Origin of the sequence: Alterotamlana spongicola, assembly GCF_035818475.1 — a bacterium.
Taxonomy (GTDB): domain Bacteria; phylum Bacteroidota; class Bacteroidia; order Flavobacteriales; family Flavobacteriaceae; genus Cognatitamlana.
Map to the genome: position 1 here is coordinate 299,477 of NZ_JAYMGV010000003.1, position 17,124 is coordinate 316,600.

Annotated in this window: 14 protein-coding genes; 3 read left to right on the top strand and 11 right to left on the bottom strand. The window is 34.6% G+C overall.

Going from position 1 to position 17,124, the window contains the following annotated elements; translation table 11 throughout:
* Positions 1-65 precede the first annotated feature (65 nt).
* Both VOI54_RS15515 and VOI54_RS15520 read right to left on the bottom strand, forming a co-directional pair.
* Positions 66-1,493 carry an SDR family oxidoreductase gene (locus VOI54_RS15515; protein ID WP_326283980.1) on the bottom strand — a complete coding sequence of 476 codons (1,428 nt, stop codon included), beginning with the start codon at positions 1,491-1,493 and terminating at the stop codon, positions 66-68.
* A gap of 123 nt (positions 1,494-1,616) precedes the next feature.
* Positions 1,617-2,273 carry an MIP/aquaporin family protein gene (locus VOI54_RS15520; protein ID WP_326283981.1) on the bottom strand — a complete coding sequence of 219 codons (657 nt, stop codon included), beginning with the start codon at positions 2,271-2,273 and terminating at the stop codon, positions 1,617-1,619.
* Between the two features lie 214 nt (positions 2,274-2,487).
* On the opposite strand from VOI54_RS15520, the gene VOI54_RS15525 reads away from it, so the two are divergent.
* Positions 2,488-3,336 (top strand): DUF2911 domain-containing protein, encoded by an 849-nt coding sequence (locus VOI54_RS15525; protein WP_326283982.1) that lies wholly within the window; start codon positions 2,488-2,490, stop codon positions 3,334-3,336.
* Between the two features lie 61 nt (positions 3,337-3,397).
* Here the strand turns inward: VOI54_RS15525 and VOI54_RS15530 are convergent, their stop codons facing one another.
* From VOI54_RS15530 to VOI54_RS15570, 9 genes are all read right to left on the bottom strand, one after another.
* Positions 3,398-4,381, bottom strand: a complete 984-nt coding sequence (locus VOI54_RS15530) for a Gfo/Idh/MocA family protein (protein ID WP_326283983.1) — start codon at positions 4,379-4,381, stop codon at positions 3,398-3,400.
* Entirely contained in the window at positions 4,359-6,071 is a 1,713-nt protein-coding gene (locus VOI54_RS15535) for a sodium:solute symporter family protein (protein ID WP_326283984.1), read from the bottom strand. Before VOI54_RS15535 ends, VOI54_RS15530 begins: the two co-directional genes overlap by 23 nt.
* A 120-nt stretch (positions 6,072-6,191) precedes the next feature.
* The gene (locus tag VOI54_RS15540) at positions 6,192-8,717 is read right to left on the bottom strand and encodes a PIG-L family deacetylase (protein WP_326283985.1); all 2,526 of its coding nucleotides are present in this window, start codon (positions 8,715-8,717) and stop codon (positions 6,192-6,194) included.
* Positions 8,718-8,832: 115 nt separating this feature from the next.
* Positions 8,833-9,354, bottom strand: a complete 522-nt coding sequence (locus VOI54_RS15545) for a mechanosensitive ion channel domain-containing protein (protein WP_326283986.1) — start codon at positions 9,352-9,354, stop codon at positions 8,833-8,835.
* Positions 9,355-9,405: 51 nt separating this feature from the next.
* Entirely contained in the window at positions 9,406-10,368 is a 963-nt protein-coding gene (locus tag VOI54_RS15550) for a septum formation inhibitor Maf (protein WP_326283987.1), read from the bottom strand.
* 17 nt (positions 10,369-10,385) lie between these two features.
* Positions 10,386-10,979: a Maf-like protein gene (locus tag VOI54_RS15555; RefSeq protein ID WP_326283988.1), complete on the bottom strand. Its 594-nt coding sequence runs from the start codon at positions 10,977-10,979 to the stop codon at positions 10,386-10,388.
* Positions 10,979-11,893, bottom strand: a complete 915-nt coding sequence (locus tag VOI54_RS15560) for a geranylgeranylglycerol-phosphate geranylgeranyltransferase (protein ID WP_326283989.1) — start codon at positions 11,891-11,893, stop codon at positions 10,979-10,981. Before VOI54_RS15560 ends, VOI54_RS15555 begins: the two co-directional genes overlap by 1 nt.
* A gap of 52 nt (positions 11,894-11,945) precedes the next feature.
* Positions 11,946-12,476 (bottom strand): KdsC family phosphatase, encoded by a 531-nt coding sequence (locus VOI54_RS15565; protein ID WP_326283991.1) that lies wholly within the window; start codon positions 12,474-12,476, stop codon positions 11,946-11,948.
* The gene (locus VOI54_RS15570; RefSeq protein ID WP_326283993.1) at positions 12,457-13,224 is read right to left on the bottom strand and encodes a Rossmann-like and DUF2520 domain-containing protein; all 768 of its coding nucleotides are present in this window, start codon (positions 13,222-13,224) and stop codon (positions 12,457-12,459) included. The genes VOI54_RS15565 and VOI54_RS15570 overlap by 20 nt, the downstream gene beginning before the upstream one ends.
* Before the next feature lie 93 nt (positions 13,225-13,317).
* Here VOI54_RS15570 and VOI54_RS15575 point away from each other — a divergent pair, with 93 nt between their 5' ends.
* Both VOI54_RS15575 and VOI54_RS15580 read left to right on the top strand, forming a co-directional pair.
* A complete protein-coding gene (locus tag VOI54_RS15575; RefSeq protein WP_326283994.1) occupies positions 13,318-13,707 on the top strand; it encodes a group III truncated hemoglobin in 390 nt (129 codons plus the stop codon).
* A 163-nt stretch (positions 13,708-13,870) separates the two neighbouring features.
* Entirely contained in the window at positions 13,871-17,110 is a 3,240-nt protein-coding gene (locus tag VOI54_RS15580; RefSeq protein ID WP_326283996.1) for a cytochrome c biogenesis protein CcsA, read from the top strand.
* Positions 17,111-17,124 lie beyond the last annotated feature (14 nt).

Here is a 17,124-nt window from a genome sequence, read left to right on the forward strand (position 1 = left end):
AAATGTTTAATTAATGTTTTGAAATATTAAACAAAAAATATCTATTGAACTATAAGTAAGTTCTATTATGCTTTAGAAAGTTTATTGATCATGCCTTTAAAGATGAAGACATGAAAGGGTAATACACTATACCAATAGAGTCTGCCCCAGATCCCACGAGGCCTGAAAGTTGCAGTCTGTTTAAGCTTGTTTTTTTCTATTTTAAACTCTAACCATGCTTCTCCCGGTAATCTCATTTCTGCATAGAGTAACAGTTTTTGTTGAGCCTTATCGGCAAAAATAACACGCCAGAAATCTAAGGCATCGCCGGCGTTTATGTTGGTAGGACTGGTACGTCCTCGTCGCAAGCCAATGCCTCCAAAAAGCTTATCAATGTATCCTCTAATTTGCCATAAAAGTGTTCCGTAGTACCACCCTGTTTTACCTCCAATAGCCCAAATTTTATTGAGAGTTTTTCCGGGGTCTTTGACAAAGGATTCTTTGTAGTCTTTAAAACAGCCAAATTTAGGAACGTTTATGTATTTGTGAAGACCACTACTTTGCAGTCTTCCGCTACTAATTATTGAGTCTTTCCAGCTGGATATGATGCCGTTTTGTTCAATTTTTTCAAAAGCCAATTTTACGGCTTCATCGTATGGTATTGGATTGACTTCCAGTATATCATTTATTTGACTTGGTCTTCCTATAATTTGTACCTTCATGCTATCAACCAATGATATGGCTAACTTATAGGACGTAGAGGTTACAAAATATAACCAATATGAAGATAGCTTGGGCGTCATAACGGGTACTGTTAAAATATAACGTTTAAGACCTCTTACTTTTGCAAATTGCAAGAGCATGCCTTTATATGTTATGATTTCCGGACCAAAAACATCATAAGATGTATTATATAGGGTTTTGTTTCCTGCTGCTCTGTATAAAAATGTTAACATATCTCTTACTGCTATTGGCTGTGTTTTGGTGTTTAACCATTTTGGAGCAATCATAAATGGCAATTTTTCAACCAGGTCCCGTATGATTTCAAATGATGCGCTTCCGGATCCAACAATGATGCCTGTTTTAAATGTGGTAAGGGCATATACATCAGATTTAAGGGTGTTCTCAACCTGTTTTCTGGAGCTTAAATGTTTGGACAATTCTTTTTCATTAGTAATACCACTTAGATAAATTACTTGATTGATTTTAGTAGATTCTATATAGGTTTTAAAATTTACAGCACATTGTTGTTCTAGTGATTTAAAGTCTTTTGATGGACTTGACATAGAGTGAATTAAATAATAAGCGACATCAATGTCTTTTGGGATGTTTTTAAGTGTTTCAGGTTTTAAAAAATCGGCTTCAATAACAAATACTTTATCGTCTTCCGTATAATGACTATCAGCTCTCAACCTATCCCTAACGACACATACCACAGTATGCCCTTCTTTAAGTAATAAAGGAATCAGGCGTTTGCCTATATAACCAGTGGCTCCTGTTACCAGAATAGTCATAATTGTGTTGTATTTTCTTGATATCAGGAAACTAGCCTATTTACCAATACGTTTTATATTTGATAAATATACAAAAATGTTTAATTATTTTAAAAAAATATTAAACAAAATAAATTAAAAATTCTAGCAACAATTATCATCTTTAACCAATTTACAACTGGACACGGCAGTAATAGCCCCTAATATTGGTGCTGTAATATATAGCCATAAGTATTGAAAATTACCTGTAAAGATAGCAGGGGCAATTGAGCGAATGGGATTCATAGAGGCCTTAGTCATTGGACCTGCAAACATAGCTTCTAAAAGAATGACGCCTCCAACAGCGATGGCAGCCATAGTTCCAATTTCTTTACTTCCGGTAGACACATTAATAATAACAACCATTAAGAAGAATGTTAGAATAAATTCCAGAATAGCTGCTTTGTATGATGGAAACCCTTCTGCCGGAGTGGTTTCTCCTAAGAATTGACTGTCTGGAAACAAAAACCACAATAGAAATGCAGCAAAAATACCTCCAATGGCTTGGGCCAGTATATATTTTGGAACGTTTTGCCATGAAAACTTTTTAGCAAATGCAAAGGCAATGGTTACTGCCGGATTGAAGTGAGCTCCGGAAATTTCCCCAAAGGCATAAATCATAGCCATGACTATAAGTCCCCACGTAGCTGCAACACCTACATGGGAGATGGCTCCGTTTGTTATTTCGTTAATGGTCATAGCTCCACAACCACAAAAGATTAATGCAAATGTACCTATGGCTTCTGAAATATATTGTTTCATTATTATATGTGTTTTGCGTTAGGGATTGAACGGTTTGTTTGAGCTCGCTGACAGAGGAGGCAGCGAGTAGTGAAAGCCCGACCCTTGGGTAACGCCCAAATTAATTATGTGGCAAATATACAATGTCTTATTTTAAGCTTTTGTTAACAATAAACGAATTTTGGATATGTAAATTTATGCCAAGTAATTACCTAATTATTAAATCAAAATTAAAATGAAAAAACTACTATTACTTTTTATGGCTTGTGCTACGGTTTATTCTGTTAATGCACAGGTGACTACACCGCAACCAAGTCCTGCTTCCAAACTGGAACAGAAAGTTGGTTTGACCGATATTACCATTGAATATTCCAGACCAGGAGTGAAAGGAAGAAAAATATTTGGAGGTTTGGAACCTTATGACAAAATATGGAGAACCGGAGCAAATAAGAATACTACAATTACATTTAGTACGGATGCAACTGTTGACGGACAAACTTTAAAAGCTGGATCTTACGCCATTTTTACGAAACCGGGAAAAGAGACCTGGGATGTTTATTTTTACTCAGATACCAATAACTGGGGAACGCCTCAAAAATGGGATGATGCCAAAGTTGCTGCTAAAACTACAGTAAAGGCTCATGCTGTTCCTTTTAGTGTTGAAACTATGACTTTAGACATTAATAACATTACTAATAGTACTGCTACTATTGATTTTATTTGGGAGAAAACGTATATAGCGATTCCTTTTTCTGTACCTACAGACGATGCTGTTTTAGCTAGTATTAATAATATTTTGGGAGGGCCTAATGCTAATGATTTTTACGCTTCTGCCGTTTACTATTTACAGGAAGGTAAAGATGTCAAACAAGCTCAGAAGTGGATTGATAAAGCTGTTGAAATGACTTCTGAAAAACCACGTTTTTGGTTTTTAAGACAACAGTCTTTAATTCATGCTAAAGCAGGTAATACTGAAGGTGCTATAACTGCAGCTAAAGCCTCTATGAAGCATGCTGAAAAAGCAGGTAATACAGGATATGTAAAAATGAATGAGGCTTCCTTAAAAGAATGGGGGGCGTTATAAAGATTTAAAAAATTAAATCTCAAATATAAAATAGAAGCGCAACCTGTAGTGTTGCGCTTTTTTAATAGTATAAATTAATAAGGTTTCTAACCTGATCAAGTGTCTGGATGAGTTGCCTGCTAAACTCAAAAGTCATGATATTACTTTCGGTTTTTCTCTGTCGGATAAGTTCATTGAAGTGCATGATTTCATAGTTGTAACCCAAAGTTTTGCAATTGAAGTCTATAACTTCTTCTCCTTTATCCGATGTTATGGTTACTGTGGAAGGTGCTAGAAATCTCGTATTGATTTTTATGGTGCCTCTTTCACAATAAAATATAGCTTCTGTTGGAGTGTCCTCTGTAAGCGTGCTTTTTAAATAAGCTGTAACTTCATCATATTTAAAAATCATATGGCATGAAGCATCAGTACCGTTTTCAAAATATGTGGCTTTTGCCTCTATGTGTTGAGGTGTCCCTAAGGTAGAAAGCGCAGCAAAAATGGGATAGATGCCAATATCCAGCAAACTTCCTCCTCCTAATGATTTATTGAATAATCTGGAATCATTATTGAACGCCCTGTAAAATCCAAAATCAGCTTCAAGTTTTATAACCTTGCCAAGTGTTTTCTTTTTTATTTGATTTAAAACGTATTGGTAATGTGGTAAGAAGTAAGTCCAAAGGGCTTCCATGAGAAGCACATTTTTTTCTTTGGATTTTGCTATCATTTGCGCGACTTCATCAGCGTTCATGGCAAAGGGTTTTTCGCATAAAACAGCAATACCATGTTCTAAACACAATATGGTGTTACTTTTATGCAAAGCATGGGGTGTTGCTATATATACAGCATCAATATTTTTATCTTTAACCAATGCCTCATAGCTGTCAAAAGCTTTTTCTACATTATATTTTAAAGCAAAATCATTAGCTTTTTCTACAGATCTTGAAGCTACTGCATATAGTTGAGCTTCTTTCACAGTCAATAGGTCTGTAGCAAATTTATGGGCAATATTGCCTAAACCAATAATGCCCCAGTTAATGGTTTTACGTGGTGGTTGATTCGTCATTTGAACTTATAAGTTGTAGTAGGCAAGCTATAACAATTACAATAAGACAGCCTACAAAGTTTAGCCATAGAAACGGCAGGTTTATTAGTTCATATTCATTTAAAAAGAATAGCCCTATAACAACAACTTGTGTTATTAGTGCCGCAACAAATACAGCATTTCCTTTCACAAATTTAAAGAAAAATGCAAGTAAAAATATACCCAATACATTGCCATAAAAAATGGAACCAATGATGTTGACCAATTGGATTAAATTTTCAGCAAGATTGGCTATACAGGCTACACCAATAGCCATGATACCCCAGGCAAACGTAAACCACCTTGAGGCTCTTACCATGTCTTCTTCAGACTTTTTACTGGTATTTCGCTTGTAAAGGTCTATGGTTGTTGTTGACCCCAAAGCGTTTAATTCGCTTGCTGTACTAGACATAGCAGCGCTTAAAATAACAGCCAGCAACAAACCAATTAATCCGCGTGGTAAATTGGTGAGTATAAAATGTATAAAAACATAATCTTTATCATTACTTTCTACTTTTATATTTTGGCCATCAGCTGCTTTTTCAATAAGTTCCCGAGCTTCACTTCTTAATTCATCATTGGCCTGATTAGCAAATGATATGTATTTTGAAGCATTATCAGATTCTGAGGTTATAAACGACTCAATGATTTTCTGTTTGTCATTAAAAATCTCTTTTTGCTCTTTTTGGAGTGTTTTATAATCCTCTGCGTATTCTGAATTCAAAACCACCTCTGTGGCAATAGGGTTAAAGTTTACCGGTGCTTCATTGAATTGATAAAATACAAATACCATGACACCAACCAATAGTATAAAGAATTGCATGGGAACTTTTAGAAGACCATTAAAGATCAATCCCAGTTGCATTTCTTTTACTGATTTCCCTGAAAGGTAACGCTGTACCTGGCTTTGATCTGTTCCAAAATAGGAGAGCATTAAAAAGGTTCCTCCTATAATACCACTCCAAAATGTATATCGGTTGTTTAAATCAAAAGAAAAATCCAGAACTTCCATTTTGCCACTGGCACCGGCTATTTCAAGAGCTTTAGTAAATGTGATGTCTTCCGGAAGTTTATCTACTATTAAAAAGAAGGCGACCAGCATTCCAATAAATATAACAACCATTTGATGCTTTTGTGTTACATTAACAGCTCTTGTTCCTCCTGAAACTGTATAAATAATAACAAGGAAACCAATAATAATATTTAACGTTAATAAATCCCAACCCAATACAACCGATAAAATTATGGCCGGAGCAAAAATGGTAATTCCGGCGGCTAATCCGCGTTGTATTAAAAATAATATGGCCGCCAGTGTTCTGGTTTTTAAGTCAAAACGATTTTCTAAAAACTCATAGGCTGTATACACTTTTAACCTGTGATAGAGTGGAATAAAAACCATACAAATAACCACCATGGCTATAGGAAGTCCAAAGTAAAACTGGACAAAGCCCATCCCGTCATTAAAAGCCTGTCCTGGTGTTGATAAAAATGTAATGGCACTGGCTTGTGTTGCCATTACAGATAAACCTATGGTCCACCATTTTGATGTGTTTCCTCCCCTTAAATAATCTTTTACATTTTTACTGCCTCTTGTTTGAAGCGTGCCATAAGTTACTATAGCTATTAGAGTTACGCACAATACCGTCCAATCAATCCAACTTAAAACTTGCATAAACTAAAACGATTTTGTGATAAGATAAAAGATTATAAAGTAAATAGCATTAGCTATTAAAACAATAGTATAAAGCTTAAGCCAGGCCTGTTTAGGTTGTTGTTGATCCTTGCTCATTTTTTAATCGTTTAGTTTAGAGGATTGATTTATATTATCTTTTCCCAGAGATAACATATTGGCGAATAACCTGTAGGCACCTGAAACCCCGGCCGGAAATTCTCTGAAGAAACTTAATCCGGTATATATATAATATCCCTTACCGTGTTTTGCTACAAGTAAGCTACCGTCTTTTGGCGATTCGTTTTTATCATTCATTGATAAAATAGGAGAAAATGCTTCTGACCATTCATCAGGAAAATATAAACCACGTTCCTGAGTCCAGCCTTCAAAATCCTTTGTGGTTATTTTGTTAGGGTAATTTAAAACGGGATGCTCTGGGTTTAAAAAGCGAACTTCTGCATTTTCATTGGTCACTCGGTCTCTGGATAATTTCAAGTCAAAAGGTGCAAGGTTTTCGGCTTTCAAACGGTAACTGGTATTATACTGTACGATCATATTTCCGCCACGGGCTACAAAGTCAAATAATTGCTGTTGTTTAAATTGCAAATCTTCAATAGTGTTATAGGCTCTAATGCCCACAACAACGGCATCAAATCTATTTAAAGTTTCCTGGTTGATTTCTTCTGGTTTTATAATTCTAACATTATAACCCATTTGTTTTAAGCTTTCCGGTACCACATCACCAGCACCCTGAACATAACCAATATTTTCGCCACGCTTTTTTATGTCCAGCCTAACAACTTTACTTTCACTGGGTAATAAAACGGTTTGAAAAGGAATATGCTCATAATCTATTTCTATAAGCTCTTTAGTGTAGTTTTTATCACCAATATGAATTATGGGGCTAATATAGCCTTCACTGCCGGTACTGGGAGGCGTCACTGTGAATACTAGAGTTTGCTCTTCTCCTTTATGCGGAATGGATACGTTTTGTGATTTTGGAAAAACTGACCAATCATTAGGATGGCAAACTTCAACCGAACCTTCTAAATTATCTCGTCCGGCTTTTACTATAACACTAATTTCATGGGGTTTATCGGAATTAAAAATAATTACTTTTTCAGTGATTTTAGCTGAGGCTTCGGGTATAATTTCAAACGGACGGTATAATTCACCTTTATCAGGTTTTGAGAAACGCTGTATTATATTTTTAGTAATTGTAATTGGGACCTTATCAAATAAAAGATTGAAATTTATGTTATAAGTTCGTGGTGTTTCGGGTAAACCAATAAGAGTAATATCTTCTACCTGATACATCCCTAAAGTACCTTTCTTGTTTAACCAATATGGTGTTGTTGGAGCGGCATTACTATTAACTTTAAGCTGTTCTTTAAAAGTAAATTTAGCATTGTTCTTTAGCGTTATATCCTTTGATATACTCAAACCGTTAGTGTTAACAATGTTTTGTAGAACAATAGGAAAATGGCTTCTGTTTAAGACTTCTATATTTACATCAACGGATTCGTTTTGTGTTGCCCAATTGTTTGTTGCAGAAGCTTCTAAATACAAACCGGCACACATTTCAATGATATGTTTAAGCTCTTTTGTTTTTTGTGTTTTCCAGTGCTCATCTTCAATATTTTGAAGCAGTTTGTATGCTTTTAATAATTGCGAAAGATGCTGTGCTGGATCTTTGAAATTAAAATTGTTTTCTATGTCACTTAGAATATTTCCAATAGCCTGTCCGCCTTTAACTCTGTTCCATGTGGTGTCAATACCGGCAAAAATATTCTCATTATCAATAAGTGGTTGGCCTTTAAGAAATTCAATATATTCGTCTTGTGAACCGCGTTGTGATAAACGTCCAAAGCCCTGACATAAATGTTGACTACTGGCTAATGAGGCCAGTTCATTATTAGAAAGTCCTTTTAGTGGGTAGTAGGTGCCTATATTAAAACGTACTAAGTTACTTTTATCAGCCTTTTCAAAGTTTTCCCTACTGCCATAAAACCACCAACCGGTATTAAAAAATATGCGTTTTGGCTGCCATGCATTTGTGCTTTTTAGTTGGTCTGTAAATACAGATTTGTCTCCGGCCAGATCAAAAGCTTCCATACTCAGCATAGCTGAAGTTGTATGATGCCCGTGGGTAGATCCTGGGGTTCTGTGGTCAAATCTATTGATAATAACGTCTGGTTTAAATTTTCTAATGGCCAAAACTACATCACTTAATACCTGATCTTTGTCCCATATTTCCAGAGTTTCATCGGGGTGTTTTGAATACCCAAAATCATTTGCCCTGGTGAATAATTGTTCACCACCATCAACCCGTCTAGCGGCAAGCAGTTCCTGAGTTCTTATTACACCTAATAACTCTCTAATCTCAGGGCCAATAAGATTTTGTCCGCCATCACCACGGGTTAATGATAAATATGTGGTTCTGGCTTTTATGCGATTAGACATATAAGCAATTAAACGCGTGTTCTCATCATCAGGGTGAGCAGCAATATAAAGTACCGAACCCAAAAAGTTTAATTTCTGAATGGATTCGTAAATTTCTGATGATGATGGTGTTTGAGGTTTTTGGGCAATAATATTTGATAGCGTAAAGGCCGCTATCATTAAAAAAAGTAGTTTTTTATTCATGATTTTTTATTAGCTGAAATCAAATATAAATAAAGAAACCAGCAGTAGTACTGGTTTTAATTTTTATTTAACGCTTTGCTAAAACCTATGTTGTGTGATTTTGTAGAGTGCCTGTTCAGTAGCTTTTTTCTATGGCATCTTTTTCAACAAGTGTTACTGCCTTTTGAAGCATCATATTGTTGGGATAAGTCACTAAATCACCATTGTTTAACCTTAGGTGTAGATGAAAAGCTCTAATATCTTCAATTACCGCCTCGACTGGAAAATCTTTATCATGAATGTTTACCTTGTCTCCAACTTTATAGGGAAAAGAAAAGAACATGATAATACCTGAAGTCACATTACTTAATATAGACCAAATGGCAAAAAGGGCAATCCCAAGGATAGCAAAAACTGATGAAAAAATAACTGCCAGTTCTTTGAATTCGGCACCAAAAACAAAAGCTTCTATTAAGAGAGCTACCAGTATAATAGTGACAGTTACATATCTACAAATAAGCCTTGTTCTGGCTTTATTGATTCCATTTTTTTTAGCCACTTTAGTAATGGTGAAATTGGTGATAAACCTTATTATTAACAAGGATAAAAGAACAAACCCGGTAATGATGAGTTCTTTTCGGTGAATTTCAAAAAACATATGGTTTGAATTAAAATACAGTGCAAAGATACAGTGTAAGTGCTAATTAAGTTAGTTTAAAAGCAGGGTTTCTCTTAAAACCTCATCTTTATTACTATTCTTTTGCCAATATGAAGACTTTATTGTTTTTAACCTGGTGGCTTTAGTTGTTAATTCTTTAGCTTGTGAACCAAAACCACTTTTAAAAGTTTCTTCCCAACTCAAGATATCAAAGGGAAAATCTGGATTGAATGTTATTGATAACCTTCTGTTTAAGTCAGGATAGTTTATAGTATACGTTCCGGCATTTAATGTAGCTTCAGCTTTATAAGCTTTTATAGGGATATGTTTTAATCTGCTAAATTCAAAAGAAGGAATAACTTTTAAACTGCCAGTTGGTAAAGACTTAGGAGCGATACGTAATTGAGTCCACAACTCATTTTCTAAAACAGCCTTTTTTAATTTAAAGGTTTTATCGGCTTCTCCTTCAAAATAGGAATGTAGCATAACTTCAAACTCAGCCCTGTTATTAAGCTGTGTATAGGCATGGCCACACCATTCCTGTATTGAACTTGACACTTTAATGGCATGTCTGTTATTTGAAACCGGGTAAAAAACGCTTTGCATTATAGAATATGGATAAATACCTGTATTAAAATTTTTAGTAGCGTTTAGTTTTAATACCGATATGTTTTTAGAGTTCTGTTGATCTGCTTTTACCTGGGCGTTTGGCAGAAAGTCTTCAGTAACATAAATTAAAACGGCCTGCCCTTCTCTTAGTTCACCATATCTAGCTTGTTCGAGTTTATAAGACGAAATTTCGGCCTCTCCACTGTACCAGTAGGCATTGAATTCCGGGGAAGTTTGAGAAGCTTCAGAAGTTATAGGTGCTGTTGACATGTCTTTTGAATGTACTGCCAAATCTTTGGATGCTGACTGCTCTTTACAGGAGCTAATCAGTAAAACTAAGCCAACAATTAGCCAAAACAGAATTTCGGCCTTTATGATTTTCTTTAATGTTTTAAGTATATCCATACTATAAATTTACAATGTTATACCGTTTTGGCAATAGCATTTAACGTTTTGTAAACAAGATGAGTAGGTAAACCCATGACGTTAAAATAAGAACCTTCAATTTTTGTAACGCCTATTTGGCCTATCCAATCTTGAATACCATAAGCTCCAGCTTTATCAAATGGCTTACAGGTTTTTAAATAATACAGAATTTCTTCATCTGTAAGTTCTTTAAAAGTAACTTTAGTGGTGTTATGAAGTGTTTTTTCATAATTAGAAGTGGTAAAACATACAGAAGAAATAACTTCATGTGTGGCCAAACTTAATGTTTTTAAGATATTAAACGCATCTTGCTCATCAATGGGTTTTCCCAATGCTTTATTGTTATGCCAAACAATAGTGTCACTGGTTATTAAGATATCATTTGGTTTTAATTCGTCTTTAAAAGGTAAGGCCTTTAGTTGAGCGAGGTAATTGCTGATTTCAAAATGTGTTAATCGGGGTGGATATTCTTCTATCACAGGTTTTAGACGAATTTCAAAATCCAATCCCAGGTTTTTGAAAAACTCTTGTCTCCTGGGCGATCCGGATGCCAGTATAATATGATGGTTCTTAAGTTTTTCGTTTAGCATTAGTTAAGGATTACATACTTGTATAAAAGTAATGAAAGCATGCCAAAAAGCATAACTAATTTGTACATACTACTAATATGATGAAACTCTTTTTTTGATTGAGCATTAAAGGTTTTAATGCATATATAAATTAGGGGAGCTATGATCAATAACAAGAAATAGATTACTGCTATTTGCTGTTTATAGAGATTAGAAATCATGTAATAAATGATTCCTGCCAAAGGGATGAAATTTAAAACCGATAGGATATTTTTAGCACGATCTCTACCTAATGCAATTGGTAAGGTGTTCATGCCGGCCTTATAATCACCATCAATATCTTCAATGTCTTTTGCTATTTCACGCAATAGATTTAAAGTGAAGGCAAATATAGCGTAGTCAAGGATGCTCTTAAAGAATACTATTTGGGTTGGCCTATTTGATATTGTCATAACCGGTAATAATTCAAAAAACCCAGCAATAAGTATACTTATGGCAACAAGTAAGGAAACAATAAGGTTACCAATTAAAAATGTTTGTTTTAAATAAGTGGCGTAGATGTACAGTAATGCAGAAACCAGGATAAATATGGTAAAAAAGGAAGGACTCCCAACTCTATGTGATAAATAAAACCCAAGGGCAACTCCTGTCAAGTTTAGACCGATAAATAGGTTGTAAGCCAATTTTTCAGAAATTGCTTTTCCAATAATGATGCGTTCCGGCTTATTGACCAGATCTGTCTCAATATCATTAATATCATTGATAATATTTCCGGCAGCTGCAATGCAAACAGTAGCCATAATTAAAAGAGAAATACCAAAACCGTCTAAACTTGTTACGGCTCCAAAAGGTTCTAAAAATGCATATTTTATCAATAACTGCACTAGGGCAATCATTAAGAGGTTTTTGTAACGGATTAAGATTAAAAATTTCAAAAATTTAGAGTTTAAGAGCAGATGAAAATGCTATTTTAACAATCAAAAACTATCAATCATACTTAGCTCCAAAATTACCACTCCATTTTTCTTGAACTTTCATGACTTGCTCAATAATATCACGTACTGCCCCTTTACCACCATTTTTATGGGAAATATATTTTGAAATGTTCTTTATTTCCGGCACCGCATCTTGGGGGCAACATGGTAAACCAATAGTTTTCATAATTGGATAATCAGGAATATCATCCCCCATGTACAGTACATTCTCAGAGGTAACCCCTTTTTTATTAAAGTAGTCATCAAGCTGCTCAATTTTGTTATGTGCTCCAAGATATATATCTGTTATTCCCAGCCCTTCTAAACGAGCCCTGACACCTTCATTTGAACCTCCGGAAATAATACAAACATTAAACCCTTTATCAACTGCGGTTTTCAATGCATATCCATCTTTAATATTCATGGTTCTCAGCATTTCACCAGATGAGGTCACCAACACAGAGCCATCAGTTAATACACCGTCAACATCAAAAATAAATGTAGTAATATGTTCTAAATATTCTTTATAACTTTTTTCTCCCATGGGTATGCTGTATTGAATCGGTTAGTAATTTATATATCTCGTTATGTTCCTGGTTTTGCAAAAGGCCTAAATGTGCTTTTATGGTTTTTTTGTCATTTCGTTTTGCCGGACCGGTTTGTGCCATGTAAGGCGACATCTCCTGAACTTTTTTTGCGGTTTCCAAAATAAGCGGTTTTAATAAATCAAACTCGGTACTTTCACTTTCAGTAATTTCATGGCCAATGCGGTATAATTGATTGGTGAAATTGTTTACAAAAACAGCTGCTAAATGTAAAACACGACGTTGATTACTGTTTACCCGTTTAGTTGGACTACCTAAACTAAGAGCTAATTCTTTTAATAACGGGTAGCTTTTTTTATCAATGGTTTCAATACAAATAGGCACATTCTTAAAGTCTATTTCGGCATGTTTGCTAAATGTTTGTAATGGATAAAGGACACCGCGTTTGTGTTTTTTATCTAAATCATGAATATTAACACTACCTGAAGTATGTACAACTAATCGGTTATCAAATGGCAATTTTGAGGACAGCGTAGCAATAACGTCATCACTAACTGCTAAAATATAAACATCGGCTTTTTTTAAAGTGTTTAAGTCACTGGTGATATCTACCAAATTTTTGTAAGGATTGATAGCTTCAAGGTTACGGTTGTACCATTGAATTACTGAAACATCTTTAGCTTTGTTAAGTCCTTTAAATAAATGGGTGGCAACATTACCGGCACCCAGAATTACTACTGAAATCATAAGCGCTAAAATAAGCAAGAAATACGATTTATGATTTACGATTCACAATTTTTTGGCAGATATAGATTGAAATTAAAAGTATAACTTTGAATTATGGATAAAAAAGATATTAAAACCAGGGAAGATGTATTTTTATTGGTGTCATCATTTTATACAAAAATAAGGAAAGATACAGTTTTGGGGCCTTTTTTTAATGAGCTTATTAAGGATTGGGATGCACATATTGATAATTTAACCGATTTTTGGGAGTCCAGCTTGTTTTTAAAGACCAGGTATTTGGGGAATCCTTTAGATGTACATGTTAAAGTAGATAAAGAAAACAATCATAGTATTACAGAGCAGCATTTTGGGCTTTGGTTAAATCTTTGGTTTGAAACTGTTAATGAACTTTTTGAAGGTGATTATGCTGAAAATGCAAAACATCGTGCAAGAAAAATGGGGACATTTTTATACCTGAAAATTTTTGAAGCCAGGCAACAGTAATTTATAGGGTTTAATAATAATCCCTAGTTTTTTAAACTAGCTTTTAATTAGAACTGATAAGTTGTTCATGTTTCTGTAAAAACCGTTTCTTTTTTAAATACTTTAACATGAAGTAATAAACTTAAATCCTTAAATTTGCACGACCTAAAAAAGGGTTGTTATTATGCAAAAAAAACTCGCTAACATTTTCTTTTCTACCAGACTTACTGCTGTTTTATTTATACTATTTGCTGCCGCTATGGCCACAGGAACTTTTCTTGATGTAGGTCAGGAAACATCACCTACAGCTTATACCAGAACTCTTATTTATAATGCCTGGTGGTTTGAGGCGATTATGGTGTTTTTTGTCATTAATTTTACAGGTAATATTTTTAGATATCGACTCTACAAGAAAGAAAAATGGGCAACATTTTTACTGCATTTAGCCTTTATTTTTATATTGTTAGGGGCTTTTATTACACGTTATGCCAGTTTTGAAGGTATGATGGCTATTAGGGAAGGCGCTACTGAAAACACGTTTCTTTCACAAAAAACATATCTCACCACTTATATTGACGGCGACTATGAAATTGACGGCGTACCTCAAAGGCTACCTATAGAAAGAGAAGTTGATTTTTCAGGCCGCCTGAAAAATAAGTTTAAAATAAGTTCAAAGTATAATACACAACCGGTCACCATTGAATTGGAAAAGTTTATAGTTGGAGCTGAAGAAGATATTGTTCCGGATGAAAATGGTGAAGAATATTTGAAGATTGTTGAGGCGGGCAGTAACGGGCCTCATAACCATTTTTTGAAGGTCGGGCAAATACAGAGCATTCATAATATTTTGTTTGCAATGAATAAGCCTACAGAAGGCGCCATAAATATTACCTATAAGAATAATAAACTAACAATTAATTCACCGTTTAAAGGAGAATATATGACCATGGCAACAAGTGCTCAAGGTAAGTTGTATAGAGATAGTTTACAGCCTTTACATTTGCGTTCAAGATATGTGATAGGAAATATGCAAATGGTGTTTCCCAAGCCGGTTGTTAAAGGTGTTTTTGATGTGGTTGAAAAATCACAACTATTAAAAAATGACCAGGATGGAGTCAAATTAAAAGTAACTACCAATGGTGAGACTAAGAGTGTTGGTTTATTAGGGGGAAAAGGTTCTAATGGCAGATTTAAACAGGTACAAGTTGGAGGGTTAGATTTTGCTTTTAAATATGGCTCGAAAGTTTTGGAATTACCATTTTCTATAAAGCTTAATGATTTTGAGGCGGAACGCTATCCGGGAACAGAACGTGGGTTTTCCGCTTATTCAAGTGAAGTTACTGTTATTGATGAAAGAACAGATGATTTTGATTATAAGATTTATATGAATAATATCTTGGACCATGATGGTTACAGGTTTTTTCAATCTGGTTTTGACCCTGATGAAAAGGGAACCATTCTTTCTGTAAATCATGATTACTGGGGAACTCTGCTTACATACATCGGTTATTTTATGCTCTATTTTGGATTGATGGCGATTTTATTTGTTAAAGGTTCGCGTTTTGGGGATTTAAAAAGACATCTGGAAAGTGTAAAAGCAAAAAAAGCAAAGTTGTTAACCATATTTTTACTGTTTTTAGGAATAAATATTTTTGCTCAAGAACATTCAGAAGGTGATGGACATAACCATTCCAAACCAACAAAAACGCAAATAGATTCTGTTTTAGCAGCCAACATTACGCCTAAGGCGCATGCCGATAAATTTGGGCATTTAGTGATTCAGGATTTAAGCGGACGTATGATGCCGGTAAATACTTATGCTTCTGAAATGTTACGAAAATTGAGCAAGCATAACACTTATGGATCATTTGATGCCAATCAGGTGTTTTTATCTATACAGGAAAGCCCAATGTTGTGGTATAATGTTCCTGTTATTTATTTAAAACCCAAAAAAGGAGATTCAATTAGAAACCTTATTGGTATATCAAAGGAAGAAAAATATGCAGCCTTAGCCGACTTCTTTACAGATAGGGGGCAGTATAAGTTAGCGCCTTTTTTAGATGAAGCATATAAAGCTCAGGTACCCAATGGATTTCAAAAAGAGTTTAAAGAAACAGATCAGCGGGTGAGTTTATTGTACAATGCTATAGAAGGCATGTCTTTAAAAATATTCCCTATTCCTGAAAACCTCAATAATAAATGGATTTCAACATATGATTACCGCCAGGATATTTCGGTTATAAAGGATTCACTTTATGGCAATTTTGTGAAAAATGGATTCAGTGCGTATTTATTTACCTTAAATAAAGCAAAACAAACCGGAGATTTTTCTGAAACAGAAAAACTTTTAGCCGCTTTTAAGAAAACGCAGCATAAGTATGGTGGAGATGTTATGCTTAGTGACGATAAAGTAAAAACCGAAGTGCTGTATAATAAATACGATATTTTTAAAAAGCTGTTCAGCTGGTATATGTATACGGGGGCTTTGATGTTTATCTTACTTATTGTTCAAATATTTAATGATAAAAACAAAACGCTTAATATTGCTGTAAAAGTTTTTAAATGGATTATTGTAGGGTTGTTTCTTTTGCATACGGCAGGTTTAATAACTCGCTGGTACATTTCAGGGCATGCGCCATGGAGTGATGCTTATGAATCTATGATTTATGTGGCCTGGGCAACCATGCTCTTTGGATTATTACTGTCTAATACTTCAAATGGGAACATACTGTCAGTTTTATATAATCTTTTTGGAGGAAAAAATACGTCTTATTTAACAACAGCAGCTGGTGCTTTTGTAACATCAATGATTTTAATGATTGCACACTGGAATTGGATGGACCCGGCAATTGCAAACCTGCAACCTGTTTTAAATAGTTATTGGTTAATGATTCATGTAGCTGTTATTGTAGCCAGTTACGGCCCTTTTACCTTAGGAATGATATTAGGGGTTGTCTCCTTATTTTTAATGGCTTTTACTACTAAATCCAATAAAACTAAAATGGATTTAAATATTAAGGAACTTACTATTATTAATGAAATGGCATTGACAGTGGGATTAGTGATGTTAGCTATTGGTAACTTTTTAGGAGGTATGTGGGCCAATGAAAGCTGGGGACGCTATTGGGGATGGGATCCTAAAGAAACCTGGGCATTAATTAGCATTATGGTGTATGCCTTTGTAATTCACATGCGTTTGGTGCCCGGATTGCGAAGTCGCTGGTTTTTTAACCTAATGTCAATCGTGGCATTTTCAAGTATTTTAATGACGTATTTTGGTGTGAATTTCTATTTAGCAGGGCTTCATAGTTATGCTAGTGGCGATCAAATTGTAAGCCTTAAATTTATTGCGATAGCTTGTGTCATTGTAATTGTTTTAGGAAGTTTTGCTTACCGCGGATATGCCAGGTTTTATAAAAAATAATTAATTAGGTAAAG